At 38.4% G+C, this 22,368-nt stretch carries 24 protein-coding genes; 18 read left to right on the forward strand and 6 right to left on the reverse strand.

Annotated features, from left to right (window positions below):
• Positions 1-52 precede the first annotated feature (52 nt).
• From K4Z77_RS05460 to lacG, 4 genes are all read left to right on the forward strand, one after another.
• On the forward strand, positions 53-889 hold the full coding sequence (locus K4Z77_RS05460) for a PRD domain-containing protein (RefSeq protein WP_224218706.1): 837 nt from the start codon (positions 53-55) through the stop codon (positions 887-889).
• A gap of 35 nt (positions 890-924) precedes the next feature.
• Positions 925-1,242, forward strand: coding sequence for a PTS lactose/cellobiose transporter subunit IIA (locus K4Z77_RS05465; protein WP_001078331.1), 318 nt, complete (start codon positions 925-927; stop codon positions 1,240-1,242).
• Positions 1,242-2,933, forward strand: coding sequence for a lactose-specific PTS transporter subunit EIIC (locus K4Z77_RS05470; RefSeq protein ID WP_224218707.1), 1,692 nt, complete (start codon positions 1,242-1,244; stop codon positions 2,931-2,933). Before K4Z77_RS05465 ends, K4Z77_RS05470 begins: the two co-directional genes overlap by 1 nt.
• 214 nt (positions 2,934-3,147) lie before the next feature.
• Positions 3,148-4,554 (forward strand): 6-phospho-beta-galactosidase, encoded by a 1,407-nt coding sequence (gene lacG / locus K4Z77_RS05475; RefSeq protein WP_224218708.1) that lies wholly within the window; start codon positions 3,148-3,150, stop codon positions 4,552-4,554.
• 39 nt (positions 4,555-4,593) lie between these two features.
• Here the strand turns inward: lacG and K4Z77_RS05480 are convergent, their stop codons facing one another.
• The 4 genes from K4Z77_RS05480 to nrdH all read right to left on the reverse strand — a co-directional run bounded on the left by K4Z77_RS05480 (position 4,594) and on the right by nrdH (position 9,123).
• The gene (locus tag K4Z77_RS05480) at positions 4,594-5,361 is read right to left on the reverse strand and encodes a DeoR/GlpR family DNA-binding transcription regulator (RefSeq protein ID WP_033680188.1); all 768 of its coding nucleotides are present in this window, start codon (positions 5,359-5,361) and stop codon (positions 4,594-4,596) included.
• A gap of 142 nt (positions 5,362-5,503) precedes the next feature.
• On the reverse strand, positions 5,504-6,466 hold the full coding sequence (gene nrdF, locus K4Z77_RS05485; RefSeq protein ID WP_000451388.1) for a class 1b ribonucleoside-diphosphate reductase subunit beta: 963 nt from the start codon (positions 6,464-6,466) through the stop codon (positions 5,504-5,506).
• A 198-nt stretch (positions 6,467-6,664) separates the two neighbouring features.
• Positions 6,665-8,824, reverse strand: coding sequence for a class 1b ribonucleoside-diphosphate reductase subunit alpha (gene nrdE / locus K4Z77_RS05490; protein ID WP_224218709.1), 2,160 nt, complete (start codon positions 8,822-8,824; stop codon positions 6,665-6,667).
• Between the two features lie 80 nt (positions 8,825-8,904).
• Entirely contained in the window at positions 8,905-9,123 is a 219-nt protein-coding gene (nrdH, locus tag K4Z77_RS05495) for a glutaredoxin-like protein NrdH (protein WP_000259240.1), read from the reverse strand.
• 350 nt (positions 9,124-9,473) lie between these two features.
• Between nrdH and K4Z77_RS05500 the strand changes: the two genes are divergently transcribed.
• From K4Z77_RS05500 to K4Z77_RS05515, 4 genes are all read left to right on the forward strand, one after another.
• Complete coding sequence (locus tag K4Z77_RS05500; RefSeq protein WP_000146947.1) at positions 9,474-9,737, forward strand: phosphocarrier protein HPr; 264 nt, start codon at positions 9,474-9,476, stop codon at positions 9,735-9,737.
• 5 nt (positions 9,738-9,742) lie between these two features.
• Positions 9,743-11,476, forward strand: coding sequence for a phosphoenolpyruvate--protein phosphotransferase (gene ptsP / locus K4Z77_RS05505; RefSeq protein WP_000138123.1), 1,734 nt, complete (start codon positions 9,743-9,745; stop codon positions 11,474-11,476).
• 133 nt (positions 11,477-11,609) lie between these two features.
• Positions 11,610-12,104, forward strand: a complete 495-nt coding sequence (locus tag K4Z77_RS05510) for a YkgJ family cysteine cluster protein (protein ID WP_224218710.1) — start codon at positions 11,610-11,612, stop codon at positions 12,102-12,104.
• A 57-nt stretch (positions 12,105-12,161) separates the two neighbouring features.
• Positions 12,162-12,701: a ClbS/DfsB family four-helix bundle protein gene (locus tag K4Z77_RS05515; RefSeq protein ID WP_224218711.1), complete on the forward strand. Its 540-nt coding sequence runs from the start codon at positions 12,162-12,164 to the stop codon at positions 12,699-12,701.
• Positions 12,702-12,904: 203 nt separating this feature from the next.
• Here K4Z77_RS05515 and dhaQ read toward each other — a convergent pair whose 3' ends face one another.
• Complete coding sequence (dhaQ, locus tag K4Z77_RS05520) at positions 12,905-13,894, reverse strand: DhaKLM operon coactivator DhaQ (RefSeq protein WP_224218712.1); 990 nt, start codon at positions 13,892-13,894, stop codon at positions 12,905-12,907.
• Complete coding sequence (gene dhaS, locus K4Z77_RS05525; RefSeq protein WP_173217888.1) at positions 13,891-14,421, reverse strand: dihydroxyacetone kinase transcriptional activator DhaS; 531 nt, start codon at positions 14,419-14,421, stop codon at positions 13,891-13,893. The genes dhaQ and dhaS overlap by 4 nt, the downstream gene beginning before the upstream one ends.
• Before the next feature lie 153 nt (positions 14,422-14,574).
• Here dhaS and dhaK point away from each other — a divergent pair, with 153 nt between their 5' ends.
• The 10 genes from dhaK (at position 14,575) to K4Z77_RS05575 (ending at position 22,347) form a co-directional block, all read left to right on the forward strand.
• The gene (dhaK, locus tag K4Z77_RS05530; RefSeq protein WP_224218713.1) at positions 14,575-15,564 is read left to right on the forward strand and encodes a dihydroxyacetone kinase subunit DhaK; all 990 of its coding nucleotides are present in this window, start codon (positions 14,575-14,577) and stop codon (positions 15,562-15,564) included.
• Positions 15,565-15,585: 21 nt separating this feature from the next.
• The gene (gene dhaL, locus K4Z77_RS05535) at positions 15,586-16,161 is read left to right on the forward strand and encodes a dihydroxyacetone kinase subunit DhaL (RefSeq protein ID WP_224218714.1); all 576 of its coding nucleotides are present in this window, start codon (positions 15,586-15,588) and stop codon (positions 16,159-16,161) included.
• Positions 16,161-16,535, forward strand: a complete 375-nt coding sequence (gene dhaM / locus K4Z77_RS05540; RefSeq protein WP_224218715.1) for a dihydroxyacetone kinase phosphoryl donor subunit DhaM — start codon at positions 16,161-16,163, stop codon at positions 16,533-16,535. The genes dhaL and dhaM overlap by 1 nt, the downstream gene beginning before the upstream one ends.
• Before the next feature lie 739 nt (positions 16,536-17,274).
• Positions 17,275-18,006, forward strand: a complete 732-nt coding sequence (locus K4Z77_RS05545; protein ID WP_224218716.1) for a hypothetical protein — start codon at positions 17,275-17,277, stop codon at positions 18,004-18,006.
• 578 nt (positions 18,007-18,584) lie between these two features.
• A complete protein-coding gene (locus K4Z77_RS05550; protein ID WP_224218717.1) occupies positions 18,585-18,797 on the forward strand; it encodes a hypothetical protein in 213 nt (70 codons plus the stop codon).
• A 48-nt stretch (positions 18,798-18,845) separates the two neighbouring features.
• Positions 18,846-19,064 (forward strand): hypothetical protein, encoded by a 219-nt coding sequence (locus K4Z77_RS05555; protein WP_224218741.1) that lies wholly within the window; start codon positions 18,846-18,848, stop codon positions 19,062-19,064.
• Between the two features lie 120 nt (positions 19,065-19,184).
• Positions 19,185-19,877, forward strand: coding sequence for a pyrimidine 5'-nucleotidase PynA (gene pynA / locus K4Z77_RS05560; RefSeq protein ID WP_224218718.1), 693 nt, complete (start codon positions 19,185-19,187; stop codon positions 19,875-19,877).
• A 61-nt stretch (positions 19,878-19,938) separates the two neighbouring features.
• A complete protein-coding gene (locus tag K4Z77_RS05565) occupies positions 19,939-20,592 on the forward strand; it encodes a uracil-DNA glycosylase (protein WP_224218719.1) in 654 nt (217 codons plus the stop codon).
• A gap of 9 nt (positions 20,593-20,601) precedes the next feature.
• Complete coding sequence (locus tag K4Z77_RS05570) at positions 20,602-21,066, forward strand: NUDIX hydrolase (protein ID WP_001135768.1); 465 nt, start codon at positions 20,602-20,604, stop codon at positions 21,064-21,066.
• Between the two features lie 12 nt (positions 21,067-21,078).
• Positions 21,079-22,347, forward strand: coding sequence for a dihydroorotase (locus K4Z77_RS05575; RefSeq protein ID WP_224218720.1), 1,269 nt, complete (start codon positions 21,079-21,081; stop codon positions 22,345-22,347).
• The last annotated feature ends 21 nt before the right edge of the window (positions 22,348-22,368 follow it).

Genomic DNA, 22,368 nt, shown 5'->3' on the forward strand with positions numbered 1-22,368 from the left:
TTGTGGTCATTTTTTGTACTCATATACCTTTAAGATATAAAAGGAGGTTGACATGTATCGAATTCTAAATCCAATGAATCACAATGTTTCACTTGTCAGAAATGATAAAGGAGAAGAAGTGATTGTAATTGGTAAGGGGATTGCATTTGGAAAGAAGAAGGGAGATTTGATTGCTGAAAATCAGGTTGAGAAAATCTTTCGGATGAAGACCGAAGAGTCCAGAGAAAACTTTATGGCTCTTCTCAAAGATGTTCCGCTTGATTTTATCACAGTGACTTATGAAATCATTGATAAGCTATCAAAGAAATATCACTATCCGATTCAAGAGTATCTCTATGTAACCTTGACAGATCATATTTACTGTTCTTACCAAGCTCTAGCACAAGGAAGGTACAAGGATAGTAATCTGCCAGATATTTCCGCTAAGTATCCTGTAGCTTTTCAAATAGCAAATGAAGCATTTGAAATTTACCGTCAGAAGCTAGCAGATCATTTTCCTGAGGATGAAATTATTCGGATTGCTTATCATTTCATCAATGCTGAGGGTGAGAATGAAGTCCAAATGGTTGAATCGATTGATAAAAGGAAAGAAATTCTCAGGAATGTTGAAGAAGTTTTAACGGAATATGCAATTCAACGAACCAAAGAGAATAACCATTTCTATGATCGTTTTATGATCCATTTGAATTATTTCTTGGATTATTTAGACAGATCTAGAGATGATAACCAATCACTTCTGGATATGGAAGATCATATTAAACAATCCTATCCAAAAGCGTTCGAGATTGGTTCCAAGATCTATGATGTGATTACGCAACATACGGGTCTTGATTTGTATAAAAGTGAACGAGTTTATCTAGTTCTACATATCCAACGTTTATTGTCATAATAATTTAATTAAAAATATATAAGGAGATTTCTATCATGAATAGAGAAGAAGTAACATTGTTAGGTTTTGAAATCGTAGCCTATGCTGGCGATGCTCGTTCAAAACTATTGGAAGCCTTGAAAGCTGCTGAAGCTGGTGATTTTGAAAAAGCGGACGCTCTGGTAGAGGAAGCTGGTAGCTGTATTGCAGAGGCTCACCACGCCCAAACAAGTCTATTGACTAAGGAAGCTTCTGGTGAAGACTTAGCTTATAGTGTGACCATGATGCATGGCCAAGACCACTTGATGACAACCATCTTGTTAAAAGATTTGATGCACCACTTAATCGAACTCTACAAGAGAGGAGTTAAATAATGAACAAACTAATTGCATTTATCGAGAAAGGAAAGCCTTTCTTTGAGAAACTATCTCGTAATATCTATCTTCGTGCTATTCGTGATGGTTTTATTGCAGGTATGCCTGTTATTCTCTTCTCAAGTATCTTTATCTTGATTGCTTTTGTACCAAATTCATGGGGCTTTAAATGGTCTGATGATGTTGTTAATCTCCTCATGAAACCTTACAGCTATTCAATGGGTATCTTGGCTTTGTTGGTAGCTGGTACAACAGCTAAGTCATTGACCGACTCAGTAAACCGTAGCATGGAGAAAACAAATCAAATCAACTATATGTCAACATTGTTGGCAGCAATTGTTGGTTTGTTGATGTTGGCAGCTGACCCTATCGAAAATGGTCTAGCTACTGGATTCTTGGGGACAAAAGGTTTGCTTTCAGCCTTCCTTGCTGCCTTTGTTACTGTAGCCATCTATAAGGTTTGTGTTAAGAACAACGTCACTATTCGTATGCCTGACGAAGTTCCACCAAATATCTCACAAGTCTTTAAAGATGTGATTCCATTCACTCTCTCAGTTGTTTCACTTTATGCTCTTGATTTACTAGCTCGTCATTTTGTTGGTGCAAGCGTAGCTGAATCAATCGGTAAATTCTTCGCACCACTCTTCTCAGCAGCAGACGGCTACCTTGGTATTACCATTATCTTTGGTGCCTTTGCCTTCTTCTGGTTTGTCGGTATTCACGGTCCATCTATTGTTGAACCTGCTATCGCAGCAATTACCTATGCTAATGCCGAAGTCAACTTGAACCTTCTCCAACAAGGGATGCATGCTGATAAAATCCTTACTTCAGGAACTCAAATGTTTATCGTTACTATGGGAGGTACTGGTGCGACACTGGTTGTTCCATTCATGTTCATGTGGTTGACAAAATCTAAACGTAACCGTGCAATCGGACGTGCTTCAGTAGTTCCTACCTTCTTCGGTGTAAATGAACCAATCTTGTTTGGTGCACCGCTTGTATTGAACCCGATTTTCTTCATTCCATTTATTTTTGCTCCTATCGCAAACGTTTGGATCTTTAAATTCTTCATTGAAACTCTTGGAATGAACTCATTTACTGCTAATCTACCATGGACAACTCCAGCTCCACTAGGTCTAGTTCTTGGAACTAACTTCCAAGTTCTATCATTCATTCTTGCTGCCCTTCTAATCGTGGTTGACGTAGTCATTTACTATCCATTCCTTAAAGTGTATGATGAACAAATTCTTGAAGAAGAGCGTTCAGGTAAATCTAATGATGAATTGAAAGAAAAAGTTGCTGCTAACTTCAACACTGCAAAAGCAGATGCTATTCTTGAAAAAGCTGGTGTAGAAGAAGCACAAAATACAATTACTGAAGAAACAAATGTCCTCGTTCTCTGTGCAGGTGGAGGGACAAGTGGACTTCTTGCAAATGCTTTGAACAAGGCTGCTGCAGAATATAATGTTCCTGTGAAAGCAGCAGCAGGTGGCTATGGTGCTCACCGTGAAATGTTGCCAGAGTTTGATCTTGTTATCCTTGCCCCTCAAGTTGCTTCAAACTTTGAGGACATGAAAGCAGAAACAGATAAACTTGGTATTAAACTTGCGAAAACAGAAGGCGCTCAATACATCAAATTAACTCGTGATGGAAAAGGTGCTCTAGCATTCGTGCAAGCTCAATTCGATTAACGATAGGGGCTCTGAAATAGTCTCCTATCGTTACGGAAATCGCTATGGCGAATTTCCTAATCGCCTTGTTAATTCGTCGGTAAAAAGATATCGTTTTTACCTCCTCATGTCACAATTCGGTGACTTGGTACAAGAAGTGAGATGGAGAAGGATGGCTCACTGACTCCTCTCCTCTCACTTTTACTTTATTTAAATCAAGAAATAGGTGAAAAAAATGACAAAAACACTTCCAAAAGACTTTATTTTCGGTGGCGCAACAGCTGCCTATCAAGCAGAAGGTGCTACACATACTGACGGAAAAGGGCCAGTTGCGTGGGATAAGTATCTTGAAGATAACTACTGGTACACTGCAGAACCAGCCAGTGATTTTTACAATCGATACCCAGTTGACCTCAAGTTGGCAGAAGAGTATGGTGTCAATGGTATTCGAATTTCTATTGCTTGGTCACGTATTTTCCCAACCGGTTACGGTCAAGTAAATCAGAAAGGTGTCGAGTTTTATCATAATCTATTTGCAGAGTGTCACAAACGTCATGTTGAGCCATTTGTAACTCTTCATCACTTTGACACGCCAGAAGCTCTCCACTCAAATGGCGATTTCTTAAACCGTGAAAACATTGAACACTTTGTAGACTACGCTGCCTTCTGTTTTGAAGAATTTCCAGAAGTAAACTATTGGACAACCTTTAATGAAATTGGACCAATCGGTGATGGTCAATATTTAGTTGGTAAATTCCCTCCAGGTATCCAGTACGACCTTGCCAAAGTCTTTCAATCGCACCACAATATGATGGTTTCTCATGCGCGTGCAGTCAAGCTATATAAAGATAAAGGATATAAAGGTGAAATTGGTGTTGTTCATGCCCTGCCTACTAAATATCCTCTAGATCCTAAAAATCAAGCAGATGTTCGCGCTACTGAGTTGGAAGATATTATTCACAATAAATTTATCTTGGATGCAACTTATCTAGGTCGCTATTCAGATGAAACAATGGAAGGTGTCAACCATATCTTATCAGTCAATGGTGGTAGCTTGGATCTTCGTGAAGAAGATTTCACAGCATTAGAAGCTGCGAAAGACTTGAACGACTTCCTTGGAATCAATTACTATATGAGTGACTGGATGGAAGCCTTTGATGGAGAAACTGAAATTATCCATAATGGTAAGGGTGAGAAAGGAAGCTCTAAATACCAAATCAAAGGTGTTGGTCGTCGTGTAGCTCCTGACTATGTACCACGTACGGATTGGGATTGGATTATCTACCCTCAAGGTTTGTATGACCAAATCATGCGCGTGAAGAAAGATTATCCTAACTACAAGAAGATTTACATCACTGAAAATGGACTTGGTTATAAAGATGAGTTCGTCGATAACACTGTTTACGATGATGGTCGTATTGATTATGTCAAACAACACTTGGAAGTCTTGTCTGATGCTATTGCAGATGGTGCGAATGTAAAGGGTTACTTCATTTGGTCATTAATGGATGTCTTCTCATGGTCAAACGGTTATGAGAAACGTTACGGTCTCTTCTATGTAGACTTTGAAACTCAAGAACGTTATCCTAAGAAATCAGCTCACTGGTACAAGAAAGTAGCAGAAAGTCAGATTATTGATTAAACTGTAGATAAAAATCCCCACCAATCGGTGGGGATAGTTTTATGGTTTAGAAAGAATAATTTTTGTTTGTTTTGAAAGTTGTTCAAACGTTTCTTTGCTCAGTTTAGAATCTGAAACGATGGTATCAATATCAGAGATATTGTAGAAGGTATAGAAATCAAATTTATTGAACTTACTATTGTCAGCTAGTAAGTATTTTTTATTGGAATTATTGAGGGCGATGCGTTGGGATTCACCTTCCTCTTCACTAAAGGTCGCAATCGCATTGTCCTTAATACCATTACAGCTAACGAAGGCTTTAGAAAATTGAAGATTAGCCAAGTTTTGCAAGGTTAGTGTTCCCACAAAGGCTCCAGTAATAGAGCGATAGTTTCCACCGATTAAAATCAAATCTGTTAGTTTTCGTTCGTTTAAGATGAGAAAGACTGGTAAACTGTTTGTTACAACACGAATATTATCAATTGGAAGTTCACGGGCAAAAGATTCCAAGGTTGTACCTGGGCCAATAAAAATGGTTTCTCCTTCATCAATTAAATGGCCTGCAAAACGGCTGATTTCTTGTTTTTCTGCAATCTGTAAGCTTTGTTTTTCAGTATTGGAACGTTCATTATTTAAAATGGAACCTGTGCGAATTTTTTCAGCTCCACCGTGAACCCGAACAAGTAAATCTTTATCAGCTAACTCTTGCAAGTAGCGTCTAGCAGTCATATCTGATACATCCAAGCGAGTCATGATTTCTTTTACAGTAATAGTTCCCTTTGTATTTACCGTTTCTAGAATATTATCTAGTTTTTCCTGCTTTAGCATCCTTATCACCTCTATTTCTATTACTATTTTATCATAAAGTGTTCAATCAATCAATTTAAAAAACAAAAGAAAACAAAAACAAAAATACCATGGTTGTTTTAAACAAACCATGATATTTGTTATCAGTTCGGGAATAATTGAGTTAGTCCAAACCGTAGTTGTAGTCATCGTCTTGCATGGCTTCAACTTCACCAAGGAGGTAACCATTTCCGACTTGAGAGAAGAAGTCGTGGTTGGAAGTTCCTGTTGAAATACCGTTCATAACGATTGGGTTGACATCATCAGCTGAGTCTGGGAAGAGTGGATCTTGTCCCAGGTTCATGAGCGCCTTGTTAGCATTGTAGCGAAGGAAGGTTTTGACTTCTTCCGTCCAACCAACACCGTCATAGAGGCTTTCTGTATAGCCTTCTTCATTCTCGTAAAGAGTATAGAGCAGATCGTACATCCATTCTTTGAGTTTTTCTTGCTCTTCTTCAGGCAATTCATTGAAACCAAGTTGGAATTTGTAACCAATGTAGGTTCCGTGAACAGATTCATCACGAATAATCAGTTTGATGATTTCCGCAACGTTGGCTAGTTTGTTATTACCAAGGTAGTAGAGGGGAGTGAAGAAACCAGAGTAGAAGAGGAAGGTTTCAAGGAAAACGCTGGCTACTTTCTTTTCAAGTGGGTTACCGTTTAGGTAGATTTCGTTGACAATCTCAGCCTTCTTTTGTAGGTAAGGATTGGTATTGGTCCATTCGAAAATTTCTTCAATCTCAGCCTTGGTATTTAAGGTAGAAAAGATTGATGAGTAAGATTTTGCGTGGACAGATTCCATAAATTGGATGTTGTTAAAAACAGCTTCCTCATGTGGTGTACGGATGTCTGCGCGAAGGGCTTGAACCCCTGTTTCAGATTGCATAGTGTCGAGAAGGGTTAAACCACCAAAGACTTTTCCAACCAAGTCTTTTTCTACACTTGATAGCTTTCTCCAGTCATCCAAGTCATTTGACAAGGGAATACGTGTATCAAGCCAGAATTGCTCCGTCAGTTTCTCCCAAGTTGATTTGTCGATGACATCTTCGATGGCATTCCAGTTAATGGCTTTGTAGTAAGTTTCCATTTGAAATCTCTTTCTGTATATAATAATGCTGTTGTACAATCGTTTTTGCTTTATGATAATTCCTTTAGTGTATCGCACAAAAAGTCGGAGAACCGACTTTTACATGTGCTTAGCTAGTTTATAAAATGTTTGATTAAGTTCTCTTTTGATGCTAGCTTACTAAACTTACAGAGAAATAGTAATTCCTTTGATTAAAAACTAAATCACACAGCTCTCACATTGGTTGGCACCGACTTCTCCACCATCATCTGTAAAGGTACGGACGTAGTAGATAGACTTGATACCCTTGTTAAAGGCATAGTTACGAAGGATAGACAAGTCACGTGTCGTTTGTTTGTTTTCTTTCTTCCATTCGTAAAGTCCTTTTGGAATGTCACTACGCATGAAGAGAGTGAGTGAAAGTCCTTGGTCTACGTGCTCAGTCGCAGCAGCGTAAACATCAATCACTTTACGCATATCCATGTCGTAAGCAGAAGTGTAGTAAGGAATAGTATCTGTTGACAAACCTGCGGCAGGATAGTAGATTTTACCAATTTTCTTTTCTTGACGCTCTTCGATACGTTGTGTAATCGGGTGGATAGAAGCAGAAACGTCGTTGATATAGCTGATAGAACCATTTGGAGCAACAGCTAGACGGTTTTGGTGGTAAAGTCCATCTGCTTGAACCTTGTCGCGAAGTTCAGCCCAGTCAGCAGCACTTGGGATAAAGACATCTTTAAAAAGTTCTTTAACACGGTCTGATTTTGGAAGGAATTCGCCAGTTACATACTTGTCGAAGTAGCTTCCGTTAGCATAGTCTGATTTTTCAAAGTTGTGGAAGGTGATACCACGTTCACGCGCGATATTGTTTGACTCAACCAAAGTCCAGTAGTTCATAAGCATGAAGTAGATGCTTGTAAATTCAACAGACTCAGGGGATCCATATTCAATAAGTTGTTGGGCAAGGTAGCTGTGAAGTCCCATGGCTCCAAGACCAAAGGTGTGGGCTTGGCTATTTCCATGGTCGATAGTAGGAACAGCTACGATGTGCGAACTATCTGTAACGAAAGTAAGGGCACGAACCATAGCACGGATAGAACGACCAAAGTCAGGTGAAGTCATCATGTTAACCACGTTGGTTGAACCAAGGTTACATGAAACGTCCGTTCCCATTTGAAGGAATTCTTGAGCATCGTTGATCAAGCTTGGTTCTTGAACTTGAAGAATCTCAGAACACAAGTTACTCATGATAATCTTACCATCAACAGGATTTGCACGGTTAGCCGTATCAATGTTGACGACATAAGGGTAACCAGACTCTTGTTGCAATTTAGAGATTTCAGTTTCCAAATCACGCGCCTTGATTTTTGTCTTGCGAATATTTGGATTTGCGACTAGTTCATCGTATTTTTCAGTGATGTCAATGTAGTTGAATGGCACACCGTATTCAAGTTCTACAGAGTATGGGCTGAAGAGGTACATTTCTTCATTTTTACGAGCTAGTTCGTAGAATTTATCGGGCACCACAACACCAAGTGAAAGGGTCTTGACACGAACTTTTTCATCGGCGTTTTCTTTCTTAGTTGAAAGGAAAGCGATGATATCTGGGTGGAAGACGTTGAGGTAGACAACACCAGCACCTTGACGTTGACCCAATTGGTTTGAGTAAGAGAAGCTATCTTCGAAAAGTTTCATAACTGGAACGACCCCAGAAGCTGCTCCTTCATATCCTTTGATAGGTGCACCAGCTTCACGAAGGTTGCTGAGGGAAATTCCCACACCACCACCGATACGTGAAAGTTGAAGGGCAGAGTTGATAGAACGTCCAATAGAGTTCATGTCATCTGTGACCTGAATCAAGAAACAGGATACCAACTCCCCACGACGAGCACGTCCAGCATTCAAGAAGGAAGGTGTGGCAGGTTGGTAGCGTTGGTGGATGATTTCATTTGCAATATCGATTGCAACAGCTTCATTCCCATCAGCGAAATAAAGGGCGTTAAAGAAGACACGGTCTTCCATGCTTTCAAGATAATATTCACCGTCGTTAGTTTTCAAAGCATATTGATTGTAAAATTTATAAGCTGCCATGAAAGACTTGAATTGGAAATTTTGATCTTTGATAAATTGCGACAATTCTTCCAAAAATTCTGGACGGTATTTCTTGATAAAGGCTGTTTCGATGTAGTTGTGTTCAATGAGGTAGTTGATTTTATCCTTGATTGAATCAAAAACCATAGTGTTTGGAACTACATTTTCTTTAAAGAAAGCATCCAAGGCTTCCTTATCTTTATGAAGCATGATTTGTCCATTAACAGGACGGTTGATTTCGTTATTGAGACGGAAGTAAGTTACGTCTTCAAGATGTTTTAATCCCATAAAATTTCCCTTATCTAATTACAAAAGAAAGGCTTCTAAGTTAGCCCTAGAAGCAGTTTCTTCTGGATGATGTACTAAGATTATGCTAATTGTTTCAGTTTTCCTGGTTGGAAACCTGAAAAGACTTCAGTTGGTGTTTGGATAACAGGAGCTGCGCTGAAACCTAGCTCTTTAACTTGATCGATGTACTCAGGTTGCTCATCAAGATTGATTTCACGATAAGCGACATTATTACTGTCCAAGAAACGTTTGGTCATCTTACATTGGACACAGTTGTTTTTAGAATAAACGGTTACCATTGTGTAACTCCTCTTTCAAAATAGATTACTTTCTTAGTATATCAGAAATTGAAATTTTGTCAACGATTTAAAACTAAATATAGTGGTCTGTTTTTATACACAGCTAAACAAAACACAATATGTAGTGTTTGCTTTGCGAAATAGTGATAATTATCCTATAAGTTGTTTTTTGGAAAACTATATCCTGTGTTTTGTCATCTAGGATAGAAGATTTTCAGCAAGTTATCTGAAAGGAAATTGAATAAATCCCATAAAATGCTTGAAAAAAATCCTAGAAGATGATATAATACCAAATTGTAAGGGTTATCACATATAACTCAAAAAAGAAAGAACAAAAGGAGAGTCAAACTATGGCTTCTAAAGATTTCCACGTAGTGGCAGAAACAGGTATTCACGCACGTCCAGCAACATTGTTGGTACAAACTGCTAGCAAATTTGCTTCAGATATCACTCTTGAGTACAAAGGTAAATCAGTTAACCTTAAATCAATCATGGGTGTTATGAGTCTTGGTGTTGGCCAAGGTGCTGACGTAACTATCTCAGCTGAAGGTGCAGATGCAGATGACGCTATCGCTGCAATCTCAGAAACAATGGAAAAAGAAGGATTGGCATAAGGAAAATGACAGAAATGCTTAAAGGAATCGCGGCATCTGACGGTGTTGCAGTTGCAAAAGCATATCTACTCGTTCAACCGGATTTGTCATTCGAGACTATTTCAGTCGAAGATACAAACGCAGAAGAGGCTCGTTTGGATGTAGCTCTTGAAGCTTCTCAAAACGAGCTTTCTCTTATCCGTGAGAAAGCTGTAGGTACGCTTGGTGAAGAAGCGGCTCAAGTTTTTGACGCTCATTTGATGGTTCTTTCTGACCCAGAATTGATTGGTCAGATTAAAGAAACAATCCGTGCTAAGAAAGTCAATGCAGAAGCAGGTCTTAAAGAAGTGACTGACATGTTCATCACTATCTTTGAAGGTATGGAAGACAACCCATACATGCAAGAACGTGCAGCGGATATCCGCGACGTGACAAAACGTGTATTGGCAAACCTTCTTGGTAAAAAATTGCCAAACCCAGCTTCTATCAATGAAGAAGTAATCGTAATTGCGCATGACTTGACACCATCTGATACAGCTCAATTGGACAAAAACTTTGTAAAAGCTTTTGTAACAAATATCGGTGGACGTACAAGCCACTCAGCTATCATGGCACGTACACTTGAAATTGCAGCTGTATTGGGAACAAACAACATCACTGAAGTAGTGAAAGACGGCGATATCCTTGCCGTTAACGGAATTACTGGTGAAGTGATTATCAACCCAACAGATGAACAAGCGGCAGAATTTAAAGCAGCTGGTGAAGCTTATGCTAAACAAAAAGCTGAATGGGCACTTTTGAAAGATGCTCAAACAGTGACTGCTGACGGTAAACACTTCGAGTTGGCTGCTAACATCGGTACTCCAAAAGACGTTGAAGGTGTTAACAACAACGGTGCAGAAGCTGTTGGACTTTACCGTACAGAGTTCTTGTACATGGATTCTCAAGACTTCCCAACTGAAGATGAGCAGTATGAAGCATACAAGGCTGTTCTTGAGGGAATGAATGGTAAACCAGTGGTTGTTCGTACAATGGATATCGGTGGAGATAAGGAACTTCCTTACTTCGATATGCCACATGAAATGAACCCATTCCTTGGATTCCGTGCCCTTCGTATCTCTATTTCTGAAACTGGAGATGCAATGTTCCGTACACAAATCCGTGCCCTTCTTCGTGCTTCTGTTCATGGTCAATTGCGTATCATGTTCCCAATGGTTGCCCTCTTGAAAGAATTCCGTGCAGCTAAAGCAGTTTATGAAGAAGAAAAAGCAAACCTTCTTGCTGAAGGTGTTGCAGTTGCGGATGATATCCAAGTTGGTATCATGATTGAAATCCCTGCAGCAGCGATGCTTGCAGACCAATTTGCAAAAGAAGTAGACTTCATGTCAATTGGTACAAATGACTTGATTCAATATTCAATGGCAGCAGACCGTATGAACGAACAAGTTTCATACCTTTACCAACCATATAACCCATCAATCCTTCGCTTGATTAACAACGTTATCAAGGCAGCTCACGCTGAAGGTAAATGGGCTGGTATGTGTGGTGAGATGGCTGGTGACCAAAAAGCTGTTCCACTTCTTGTCGGAATGGGCTTGGATGAGTTCTCTATGTCAGCAACATCTGTACTTCGTACACGTAGCTTGATGAAGAAATTGGACACTGCTAAGATGGAAGAGTACGCTAACCGTGCCCTTACAGAGTGTTCAACAATGGAAGAAGTTCTTGAACTTCAAAAAGAATACGTTAACTTTGATTAATGTCATTAACCTTGTAACCTAGTTGCAAGGTTTTTTGACGCATTTTGGAAAAGTATGCTCTTATAAAGCCCACTTTTCAATGAGATGGAGGCATGATATAATAGGGGGAAACAAATAGAATAAGAGAGAAATCATGTCTAAAGAAATTGATATTGAGTATTACCATCAGCTAGCCTTGCAAAAGCAGAAGGAGCACCGTAAAGTTTTAGCCAATCTAAAGAAAAAACCTCCTAAAAATCTAGACAAGATAGCCCAGCAGATTCACCAAGAAGTCTTTGAGGAGATTGATTGCACTGCCTGTGCTAACTGTTGCAAGACATTGGGGCCTGACTTTAAAGAAGCGGATATTACACGAATCGCCAAGTATTTTAAGATGAAATTACCAGCTTTTGAAGCTGAATTTCTTCAGGTAGATGAAGATGGGGATAAGATTTTCAAATCCATGCCCTGTCCATTTTTAGGAGGAGATAATCTTTGTTCCATCTATGATGTTCGTCCCAAGGCCTGCCGAGAGTTCCCCCATACAGACCGCAAAAAGATTCATCAAATCAACCATTTGACGATTAAGAATACCTTGACCTGTCCAGCGGCCTATCTCTTTGTGGAGAAATTAAAGGATAAGTTGTAGAGATTTAAAGGATAAAAAATCTCTAATAATAACTAGTAATATGAAGGGAGAACTCCTGTGCCTAGACCGAAAACAAAAGAGGAACTAGTATTATCCTCTAAGGAAAACTATGAAAAGCTCAATCGTTTCATCTCCCAACTAAGTGAAGATGAGCTACAGACTCCATTTGATTTTTCAAGAGACCCAAAGAAAAAAGAATCTCACTGGAAAAGGGATAAAAATCTACGGGATGTCTTGATCCATCTTTATGAATGGCATCAGTTACTTTTGACTTGGGTATATTCTAATCAAGAAGGTCACGAAAGCCCTTTTCTCCCTGAGCTTTATAATTGGAAAACTTATGGAGAAATGAATGTCGCTTTTTGGAAGAAGCACCAGAAAACGTCCTTAGAAGAAGCGACTAGACTCCTAGAACAATCACATAGAGAGGTTTTAGAGTTGATAGAAGTTTTTAGCAATGACGAACTCTTTACCAAAGGTGTCTATAAGTGGACCGGCGGAACAAGTCTAGGTTCCTACTTTGTTAGTAGCACGTCAAGCCACTATGATTGGGCTCTGAAAAAACTCAAAGCTCATCGGAAGAATTGTAAGGGATAGATGGCCTATTTGAAATAGAAAGAATGAGTTCTTTTAAACGTAATACTCTTCGAAAATCAAATTCAAACTGCGTCAACGTCGCCTTGCCGTACTCAAGTACAGCCTGCGGCTAGTTTCCTAGTTTGCTTTTTGATTTTCATTGAGTATAAGATAAAAGCAAATGGCTACCAAGTGATGGAGCTCTTTTGATTTATACAAGTAAATTACCATGCAAAAGCTGTTGTTGGAGCATTGAGCGCTTCTAACCATTGTTTATTTTTCGCAGGGCAAAGAGTTACGGATATACCTGCCATATCCAGACTGGTCATAAATGTTCCTGATTTTATAAAGGTTATAGTGACTCCTTCAATTTCTAAGAGTTGAAGGAGATCGTTGATAAATATGCCCATTTCTAGGTTGCTAGTAGTGCCTAGATTATTTACAAGCAATATAAATTGATCACCCTTCTTCCAATGATAGTGCAATCTTAATTTACTTATAATTTCATTTGCAAGGATTTCCGATGATTGGAATGGGACGATACGATAGCCTTCTTCGCCATGTATCCCAATACCATAAGAAATATTTCCTTCTTCCAAGTTAAATAGTGGACGGGTGGCTTGGGGGAGACTGGCCGATTTCGTTGCAAAGCCAATTGTTGCGATTTCGGGAGCAAGTTCATGACCTAAATCAGTTAGTTGCTCGATGTCGGCACCATTTTGAGCTGCATATCCTAGAACTTTATGAAGTAAAATAGTCCCTGCAAGCCCTCTTCCTCTAATTTGAAATCTATTGTGAGGTTCAATAGAAATATCGTCGTGTGCTAGACTATAGCCGACCTTAATTCCTTCTTGTCTAGCAGTATTAATGGCCCAGCTAAATTCTTTGATGTCTGCTTCGAAATTTTTTATAATGATGAAGACACCGTGACCATTGTTTAAAAAACGAATGGACTCTAAGATTTCAGTTCTTGTAGGAGGAGTAAATAATTGGCCATAGATAGCAGCAGTAAGCATTCCTTCTCCCACATATCCAATATGCGCAGGTTCGTGACCGGAACCTCCACCCGACAATATTGGAACCTGATGAGGATTGCGATTTTTTTGATAGACTAGTGGTAAAGTAGGGTGTTTTTCTAATTCAGGATGACTGCTGACAGTTGCCGAAATGTAACTTGAAATAATTTTCTGTTTATGATTTGAAATAAATGTCATTGTGGTCTCTTTCCAATAATTGTCATGATTAGAAAGTCTGGTTGTGGAACTGGACTTTTTTTATTGACGTAAGCCTTCACGATTTCTGCTAGAGCATGTGAATGATAGTCTAACAAAAAACAAGTATAAGCAGATGAATCGATATCAATCTGACCGTATTCTCTTAAAATTTTTGATACAAGCAAGCGACAGTAGCTGATAAAGTGATCATAGAAGTTATTTTGCCCTTGAATATCAAAAAGTTGAATATAAAAGTCACGCTCTTGTTCGAAATAAAGAAATAATTCTTGTAATAGTTTTTGGCCTGAAATGAAGTCCAAGTTATTGGTGATATACTCGGTTAAGTCATTTTCAAATATCCAGTCTAGCAATTCATATTTGTCAAGAAAGTGATTATAAAAGGTCTGTCTACGAATGCCAGCAGATTCCATGATATCTACAATGGAGATTTTATCAAATTCTCTAGTAGCTAATAGGTCTCTAAATGCCTTGGCAATCCGTTTTTTTGTAATAAGTGATGATGCCATAGGAAACCTTTCTTTTACTTACTTCATTTTATCAAAAAATTTTTTTAAATGGGTTTAAAAGGGGACAAATAATAGAATCTGTCCCTTATCATCCAGCAATAAAAAATATATAATGAAAACGAAAACAAAGGTAGATGCCGAAAGGAATTTCTCATGAAAAAAATTATAAATGAACCGACACAGGTTGTTGATGAAATGTTGCAGGGGTTGTCATTCATGCATGATGCCTTGGTTGAACGCTTAGATGGTTTTGATGTCATCGTTAGAAAGGCAGAAAAGACAGGAAAAGTTGGACTCATTTCAGGTGGAGGTTCAGGACATGAACCAAGTCATGCTGGATTTGTAGGAGATGGAATGTTGTCTGCTGCCATTTGTGGAGCAGTCTTCACTTCACCTACTCCGGACCAAATTTTAGAAGCCATTAAGGCGGCTGATGAAGGTGCTGGAGTTTTCATGGTCATCAAGAACTATTCTGGTGACATTATGAACTTTGAAATTGCACAAGAACTTGCTGAAATGGAAGGTATTGATGTAGCAAGTGTTGTTGTTGATGATGATATCGCTGTTGAAAATAGTCTCTATACCCAAGGCCGTCGAGGTGTTGCAGGTACTATATTAGTCCATAAAATTTTGGGTGCTGCAGCTCGTTCTGGTAAATCATTATCTGAAATGAAGGACTTGGCCGATAAACTTGTCTTAGAAATTAAAACAATTGGGCTGGCCTTGTCTGGAGCAACCGTTCCTGAGGTTGGGAAACCAGGATTTATTCTAGAAGATGATGAATTTGAATATGGAGTTGGTATTCATGGTGAGCCAGGATATAAAAAAGAGAAAATGCAACCTTCAGCACAATTGGCTTCAGAATTGGTTGAAAAATTATCTGAAGGTTTCCAACTTAAGGCTGATGAACGCTATGGCCTTCTTATTAATGGTTTAGGAAGCACTCCTCTTATTGAACAATACGTATTTGCGAATGATGTGGCTAAATTACTCCATGAAAAAGGTGTTGAGTTGGCATTTAAGAAAATTGGAAACTATATGACATCAATTGATATGGCTGGATTATCATTAACATTGATTCGATTAGTCGATGATGAGTGGTTGGATGCTCTAAATGCACCTGTTACTACCCCAGCTTGGTAAAACTCAAGGAGGAAATGTCGCATGGATGTTGAACAAGTACTTGAATGGATGAAGATTTTCAATGAAAAGATTCAGGAACAGAAAGATTACCTTAGTGAGCTAGACACCCCTATAGGAGATGGAGACCACGGTGGAAATATGGCGCGTGGCATGGCTGCAGTTATGGAAAACTTAGAAGGAAAGCAATTTGAGACCAGCAGTGATGTGTTTAAACTTGTCTCAATGCAACTACTGAGTAAGGTAGGTGGTGCTTCTGGTCCCTTGTATGGTTCTGCTTTTATGGGAATGTCCAAGGTTGCTTCTAATTCGAAATTAGAAGAAACTTTACAAAGTGGTCTGGATATGATTGTCAAACGAGGGAAAGCAGAAGTTGGAGAAAAGACAATGGTTGATGTTTGGACTCCTGTTATTGCTACCTTGTCTGCTGGCCAATTGACTCAAGAGGTTATTGATAAGGTAGTGAATGCTACCAAAGATTTACTTGCAACTAAAGGAAGGGCATCTTATGTAGGAGAACGTTCTCTTGGACATATTGATCCTGGATCATTCTCATCAGGATTACTATTTACTGCTCTTTTAGAAACTGGGGTGGTTTGATGGGAAGTATTGGTCTTGTTATCGTTTCACATTCCAAACACATTGCAGAAGGTGTTGTTGAACTGATTAGTGAAGTAGCTAAAGATGTTCCAATTACTTATGTAGGAGGAACCGAAGATGGAGGAATTGGAACAAGTTTTGATCAAGTGGATAGGGTTGTTTCCGAAAATCCAGCAGATACTTTATTAGCTTTTTTTGACCTAGGTTCTGCTAAAATGAACTTAGAAATGGTGGCTGATTTCAGTGATAAAAGTATCGTCATCAATAGGGTTCCAATTGTAGAAGGTGCCTATACTGCAGCTGCTCTTCTTCAGGCTGGTGCAGAACTGTCAGTTATTCAAACACAGTTGGCGGAGCTTGAAATCAATAAATAAGGAATTTTACTATAACTCTTTTTATAGGTGGGTTATTGATTATCTCAACTATCAAATTTTAAGTAAATAATTTCAAAATCAGAAAGGGATTGCTTTGGGCAGTTCCTTTTTAATGTAAAAGGAGTGGAATCATAGCGTTTCTAAATTGTTAATACTCTTCGAAAATCAAATTCAAACCACGTCAACGTCGCCTTGCCGTACTCAAGTACAGCCTGCGGCTAGTTTCCTAGTTTGCTCTTTGATTTTCATTGAGTATAATAATTCAAAACTGATTGTGATGGGACTATTCTAACTTTAGAATCCTTCAAAAATTAAAATTTAAGGCAATCAATGGCTTAGAATAGTGCGAAAACATTTAGTTTATAGGAATTCTAGGTCTAGGATTACATGGATATTTATGAAATTAGGGTGTTCGATAGTTAGGATTGATCTATTCTGAAAGATTTGGGTTGTCAATCTTCTAGAATAGTAGTTTACCAATGAATTTTGTTGAAAGATTCCTTGTTTTATGGTAGTCTAAAGTAAAAGAAAGCCTTTTCATTGTATTTGTATCTTTAATCTGACTTGCTTTAGGTCTAGAATAAGGATAGATCTTTTTGGGATTTTAAATAACAATTATATTTTCACTTGCAAAAAATGTATTTGAACTCTATCTAATGTAGAAGAAGGAAATATCATGAAACGTTTATGACTTGTTGGAAAGAGAATGTGAGCTAAAAATGGATTTAGGAGTAGGTAGATGAGTAATCTAGAATCAATTCGTAAAGCGCATATCATCGTGTGGAGTGCCTATCTATTTTTATCATTAAGGGCGCCGCTAATTAGCAGCACAGAGTATTTCTTGCTTATTTTTTTAGCATTTCTCTATTCAATAGTATCGTTACCTATATACTCTGTGAAGAATAAAATAGTATCCATTTGTCTGGCTATAAACTCAATTCTGTTAATGAGTTTTCCAATTTTAATCAATAAATTTTTCCCAAGAAATGTTTCTACTTATATCGTATTAATAAGTATTTTTATCCTGGAGTTCTTAATCTTTAATATAATTGGTAAAGATTTTGACACTAGATTAGCTAATGAATATAGGAAAATCAGTCAGTTTAAAAGTAAGATATCTCAATCTCCTTGGATAAAATATTTAGAGATTTCTAGTTTTATATTAACTATATTTCCATTTATTCTTCATGGTACAGTTGATAATCATGTATTGACTCTTATCTTTTTGATAAAAATTTGTGTAGATATGACGATAAAGGTTCTATTAAACAGAATTTTTAAGACAAGTGAGGTAATGAAAAGGAGGATATTTTTTCTTTTTGTACTAGATTTGATGATCTATATATTTTTAGGCTATGTTTTAGCAATGCAAAAAGATGGATATCTGTTTTCAATTCTACTAATTTTTTCTAATTTTTCACTTCCCTTTATCAGAGAAAAAGAGTATGAATTATTTAAAAATAAGAAGTGAGACAAATAGGGTTACATCTTCCTTCTCTTTAAAATCAAATAGTGAAAGGATATCTTATCTAGGTAACAAAGTGCTTTAAACGCAGTCGACGATTACTGATTAGAGAACTATCCTAACCATGCAACATTAAAGAGGAGAAATCTTATGAAACTCGTATCACCAAATAATTATGCTGGTATTGAGTAGGAAGAAATGAGATGCCTTGATGGGGAATTATTTCTACATAAAGAAGGGGAATGTTACAGTAAACGTAGCCAATACTTATTTTATGAGGATAGAAGATGATTCGACTAAGTGATAAAGTTAGACTAATATTTGCTCTTTTAGGAGTAAGTTCCATATTGGTTAGTATGTATCTTATACCTTTTATTAAAACTGAGAATAAATTTTGGGAAATACTTTTATTTATATTAGGTGTATTGCTAATTGGTATTGGGTTACTAAATCCCCCAAAAAATTAAATTTTAGAATAGTATTAGTGAGTAGGTAATCATTTATTGATTGGATTTTTTAATGCTATTGATGAATGGAATGGGATGGAAAAAGTGACAATAAATTAAGAACAGGATGATAGTATTATGATGCTTATTTTAATTTTGATGGTTGTGGTGTTTCTGTATTATGTAATTACAGAGTATTTTCAGAATAGTTATATTGACTGTATACTATTTCTAACATTGCTGATTTCTCATTTGATATGGGATTACTATTTTTTACCCATTGAAGTCTTAGTAGCATTAAGTGGAGTAAATTTGTTGTCAAGATTTTTCAAAAAAAAGAGAAGTCAATAGATTTGCTAGTGGATTACTAAGATGAAAGGTAAAATTGGGATATTTAAAATGAAACATTTTTTTGCAGGATTTGGTGAAATAAACTTTATAAATTATCTTTTGTATATATGTGTAGGACTAGCCCCTCTTTTTCATATGTATGTCATAGATTCGGAAATGAGTTTTGTGAAAATAGTGTTATCTATTTTGGGAGTCATATTTGTATGTATTTTAACTATTGCTCGAATTTATAGAAGATTTTTCTATAATAAAAATAAACTTGATTAGAATAGTATGGGTTAGTTAATCAATTAGAACTATTATTCTTTGTGGTACTATACTACTTTTAAGTTTTAACATTGAACAGCTGGCTGAAGTGAAAGTTATTTATCTTAGGAAGGAAACTCAATGCCATACAAATTTCTACTTTTCGACCTCGACCACACCTTGCTTGATTTTGATGCTGCTGAGGATGTGGCTTTGACGCAACTTCTAAAAGAAGAAGGTGTTGCAGATATTCAGGCTTATAAAGATTATTACATTCCTATGAACAAGGCTCTCTGGAAGGACTTGGAGCAAAAGAAAATTAGTAAACAAGAGCTGGTTAACACACGCTTTTCTCGTTTATTTGCCCATTTTGGACAGGAAAAAGACGGTAGTTTTCTAGCCCAGCGTTACCAATTTTACCTCGCCCAACAGGGACAAACGATTTCGGGAGTTCATGAACTCTTAGACTGCCTCATTGAGCGAGATTATGAGCTGTATGCTGCGACTAATGGGATTATTGCCATTCAGACAGGTCGTTTGGCTCAATCGGGTCTGGCACCCTATTTCAATCAAGTTTTTATCTCTGAACAGCTGCAAACACAAAAGCCTGATGCTCTCTTTTATGAAAAGATTGGTCAGCAGATTACAGGGTTTAGCAAAGAAAAGACGCTGATGATTGGAGATTCCCTAACCGCCGACATTCAAGGTGGCAATAATGCGGGGATTGACACTATCTGGTATAACCCTCATCACCTCGAAAATCATACACAAGCCCAGCCGACTTACGAAGCCCATTCTTACCAAGACTTGCTGGATTATTTAGATGAACTGTAAAAAGTGGTTTCCATAGCCACTTTTTGCTATAATAGAGGCAGTAAAAACGAAGGAGTCGGCTATGGAACACTCGTCTTGGCATGCTTTGATTAAGGAGCAATTACCTGAGGGTTATTTCGGGAAAATCAATCAGTTTATGAACCAGGTCTATGCTCAGGGAACCGTTTATCCACCTAAGGAAAAGGTTTTTCAGACTCTCTTGACTACACCGTTTGAAGAAGTTAAGGTGGTGATTTTAGGGCAAGACCCCTATCACGGGCCAGGTCAAGCGCAGGGCTTGAGTTTTTCTGTTCCTGACTCTATCCCAGCTCCGCCATCCTTGCAAAATATCTTGAAAGAATTGTCAGATGACATCGGGGTTAAGAAATCCCATGATTTGACGGCTTGGGCTGAGCAAGGAGTCTTGCTTCTCAATGCTTGTTTGACGGTTCCTGCTGGGCAGGCCAATGGTCATGCTGGGCAGATATGGGAGCCATTTACAGATGCTGTGATTCAGGTGATCAATCAACTAGATAAACCAGTAGTCTTTGTACTCTGGGGAGCTTATGCACGCAAGAAGAAGGCCTTGGTTACCAATCCTCATCACTTGATTATCGAATCAGCCCATCCCAGTCCTTTATCAGTTTACAGAGGATTTTGGGGTTCCAAGCCTTTTTCCAAGGCTAATGCATTCTTAACAGAAACAGGACAAGAGCCAGTTGATTGGCTTAGATAAGGAGAGAATATGCCTCAGTTAGCGACGATTTGCTACATTGATAACGGGAAAGAACTGCTCATGCTCCACCGTAATAAGAAACCCAATGATGTCCATGAAGGGAAATGGATTGGTGTGGGTGGTAAGCTAGAGCGTGGTGAGACACCTCAAGAATGTGCTGCGCGTGAAATCCTCGAAGAAACGGGACTGAAAGCCAAGCCAGTTCTAAAAGGTGTTATCACTTTTCCTGAATTTACACCAGATTTAGACTGGTACACCTATGTTTTTAAGGTGACAGAGTTTGAGGGTGACTTGATTGACTGCAATGAGGGGACGCTAGAATGGGTTCCTTATGATGAGGTTTTGAGCAAGCCAACTTGGGAAGGTGACCACACCTTTGTTGAATGGCTTTTAGAGGACAAACCCTTCTTTTCAGCCAAGTTTGTTTATGATGGGGATAAATTGTTGGATACCCAAGTCGATTTCTATGAATAAAGGAGAAAGTAGATGCTACTAATCAAAAATGGTCGTGTAATAGATCCCAAGTCTGGTTTGGATCAAGTGTGTGATGTCTTGGTTCAAGATGGGAAAATTGTCAAAATTGCGCCTGAAATCAATGAAGAAGAAGCAGAAATGATTGATGCTACTGGTCTTGTAGTTGCTCCTGGCTTGGTCGATATTCATGTTCATTTCCGTGAACCTGGTCAGACCCACAAGGAGGATATCCATACTGGTGCCCTAGCAGCCGCTGTAGGTGGTTTTACAACGGTTGTCATGATGGCTAATACCAGTCCAACCATTTCGGACGTGGAGACCTTGCAAGAAGTTCTCCAGTCAGCTGCCAAGGAAAAGATCAATGTCAAGACTGTTGCGACCATTACTAAGAACTTTAATGGCCAAGATTTGACTGACTTCAGGACACTTTTAGAAGCAGGTGCAGTTGGTTTTTCTGATGACGGTATTCCTCTTGAAAGCAGCAAAGTGGTTAAGGAAGCAATGGAAGAAGCTAAGAAACTTAATACCTTTATCAGTCTCCATGAGGAAGATCCAGGTTTGAATGGGATTCTTGGTTTTAATGAAAATATCGCTAAAGAACATTTCCATATATGCGGTGCGACCGGGGTGGCTGAGTATGCTATGATGGCGCGTGATGTCATGATTGCCTATGCGACCAAGGCTCATGTTCATATCCAGCATTTGTCTAAGGAAGAAAGTGTTAAAGTAGTTGAGTTCGCTCAAGGATTGGGTGCACAAGTCACAGCAGAAGTAGCGCCACAGCATTTTTCTAAGACCGAAGTGCTCCTTTTGACACAAGGTAGCAATGCCAAGATGAATCCGCCGCTTCGTCTGGAATCAGATCGTCGTGCCGTTATCGAAGGTCTCAAATCAGGCGTCATCACAGTTATCGCGACAGACCACGCTCCTCACCATGCGGATGAAAAAAATGTTGAGGATATCACTAAAGCACCATCTGGTATGACTGGTTTGGAAACCTCTCTGTCTCTCGGTTTGACTTATTTGGTGGAAGCTGGTGAGTTAAGCTTGATGGAATTACTTGAAAAAATGACATACAACCCATCCAAGCTTTACAACTTTGAAGCAGGTTACTTGGCTGAGAATGGTCCAGCGGACATCACTATTTTTGATGCTAAGGCTGACCGCCTTGTGGACTCCCATTTTGCTTCGAAAGCAGCTAATTCACCATTCATTGGTGAAAGCTTAAAAGGGCAGGTTAAATATACCATCTGTAAGGGACAAATTGTCTATCAAAACTAGGTGGGAGTCTGCTCTATAAAC

The sequence above is a fragment of the Streptococcus mitis subsp. hohhotensis genome, assembly GCF_020089495.2.
In the GTDB taxonomy this organism is placed as follows: Bacteria; Bacillota; Bacilli; order Lactobacillales; family Streptococcaceae; genus Streptococcus; species Streptococcus hohhotensis.

Excerpts from the sequence above, each read along its gene's own strand:
- K4Z77_RS05510 (WP_224218710.1), top strand. The coding sequence starts at position 11,610 with ATGTCTAAAGAAATTGATATTGAGTATTACCATCAGCTAGCCTTGCAA.
- K4Z77_RS05550 (WP_224218717.1), top strand. The coding sequence starts at position 18,585 with ATGATGCTTATTTTAATTTTGATGGTTGTGGTGTTTCTGTATTATGTA.
- lacG (WP_224218708.1), top strand. The coding sequence starts at position 3,148 with ATGACAAAAACACTTCCAAAAGACTTTATTTTCGGTGGCGCAACAGCT.
- dhaL (WP_224218714.1), top strand. The coding sequence starts at position 15,586 with ATGGATGTTGAACAAGTACTTGAATGGATGAAGATTTTCAATGAAAAG.
- dhaS (WP_173217888.1), bottom strand. The coding sequence starts at position 14,421 with ATGGCATCATCACTTATTACAAAAAAACGGATTGCCAAGGCATTTAGA.
- K4Z77_RS05470 (WP_224218707.1), top strand. The coding sequence starts at position 1,242 with ATGAACAAACTAATTGCATTTATCGAGAAAGGAAAGCCTTTCTTTGAG.
- dhaK (WP_224218713.1), top strand. The coding sequence starts at position 14,575 with ATGAAAAAAATTATAAATGAACCGACACAGGTTGTTGATGAAATGTTG.
- dhaQ (WP_224218712.1), bottom strand. The coding sequence starts at position 13,894 with ATGACATTTATTTCAAATCATAAACAGAAAATTATTTCAAGTTACATT.
- K4Z77_RS05480 (WP_033680188.1), bottom strand. The coding sequence starts at position 5,361 with ATGCTAAAGCAGGAAAAACTAGATAATATTCTAGAAACGGTAAATACA.
- K4Z77_RS05545 (WP_224218716.1), top strand. The coding sequence starts at position 17,275 with ATGAGTAATCTAGAATCAATTCGTAAAGCGCATATCATCGTGTGGAGT.
- K4Z77_RS05500 (WP_000146947.1), top strand. The coding sequence starts at position 9,474 with ATGGCTTCTAAAGATTTCCACGTAGTGGCAGAAACAGGTATTCACGCA.
- nrdF (WP_000451388.1), bottom strand. The coding sequence starts at position 6,466 with ATGGAAACTTACTACAAAGCCATTAACTGGAATGCCATCGAAGATGTC.
- ptsP (WP_000138123.1), top strand. The coding sequence starts at position 9,743 with ATGACAGAAATGCTTAAAGGAATCGCGGCATCTGACGGTGTTGCAGTT.
- nrdE (WP_224218709.1), bottom strand. The coding sequence starts at position 8,824 with ATGGGATTAAAACATCTTGAAGACGTAACTTACTTCCGTCTCAATAAC.
- K4Z77_RS05555 (WP_224218741.1), top strand. The coding sequence starts at position 18,846 with ATGAAACATTTTTTTGCAGGATTTGGTGAAATAAACTTTATAAATTAT.
- pynA (WP_224218718.1), top strand. The coding sequence starts at position 19,185 with ATGCCATACAAATTTCTACTTTTCGACCTCGACCACACCTTGCTTGAT.
- K4Z77_RS05465 (WP_001078331.1), top strand. The coding sequence starts at position 925 with ATGAATAGAGAAGAAGTAACATTGTTAGGTTTTGAAATCGTAGCCTAT.
- K4Z77_RS05460 (WP_224218706.1), top strand. The coding sequence starts at position 53 with ATGTATCGAATTCTAAATCCAATGAATCACAATGTTTCACTTGTCAGA.
- nrdH (WP_000259240.1), bottom strand. The coding sequence starts at position 9,123 with ATGGTAACCGTTTATTCTAAAAACAACTGTGTCCAATGTAAGATGACC.
- K4Z77_RS05565 (WP_224218719.1), top strand. The coding sequence starts at position 19,939 with ATGGAACACTCGTCTTGGCATGCTTTGATTAAGGAGCAATTACCTGAG.
- K4Z77_RS05575 (WP_224218720.1), top strand. The coding sequence starts at position 21,079 with ATGCTACTAATCAAAAATGGTCGTGTAATAGATCCCAAGTCTGGTTTG.
- K4Z77_RS05570 (WP_001135768.1), top strand. The coding sequence starts at position 20,602 with ATGCCTCAGTTAGCGACGATTTGCTACATTGATAACGGGAAAGAACTG.
- dhaM (WP_224218715.1), top strand. The coding sequence starts at position 16,161 with ATGGGAAGTATTGGTCTTGTTATCGTTTCACATTCCAAACACATTGCA.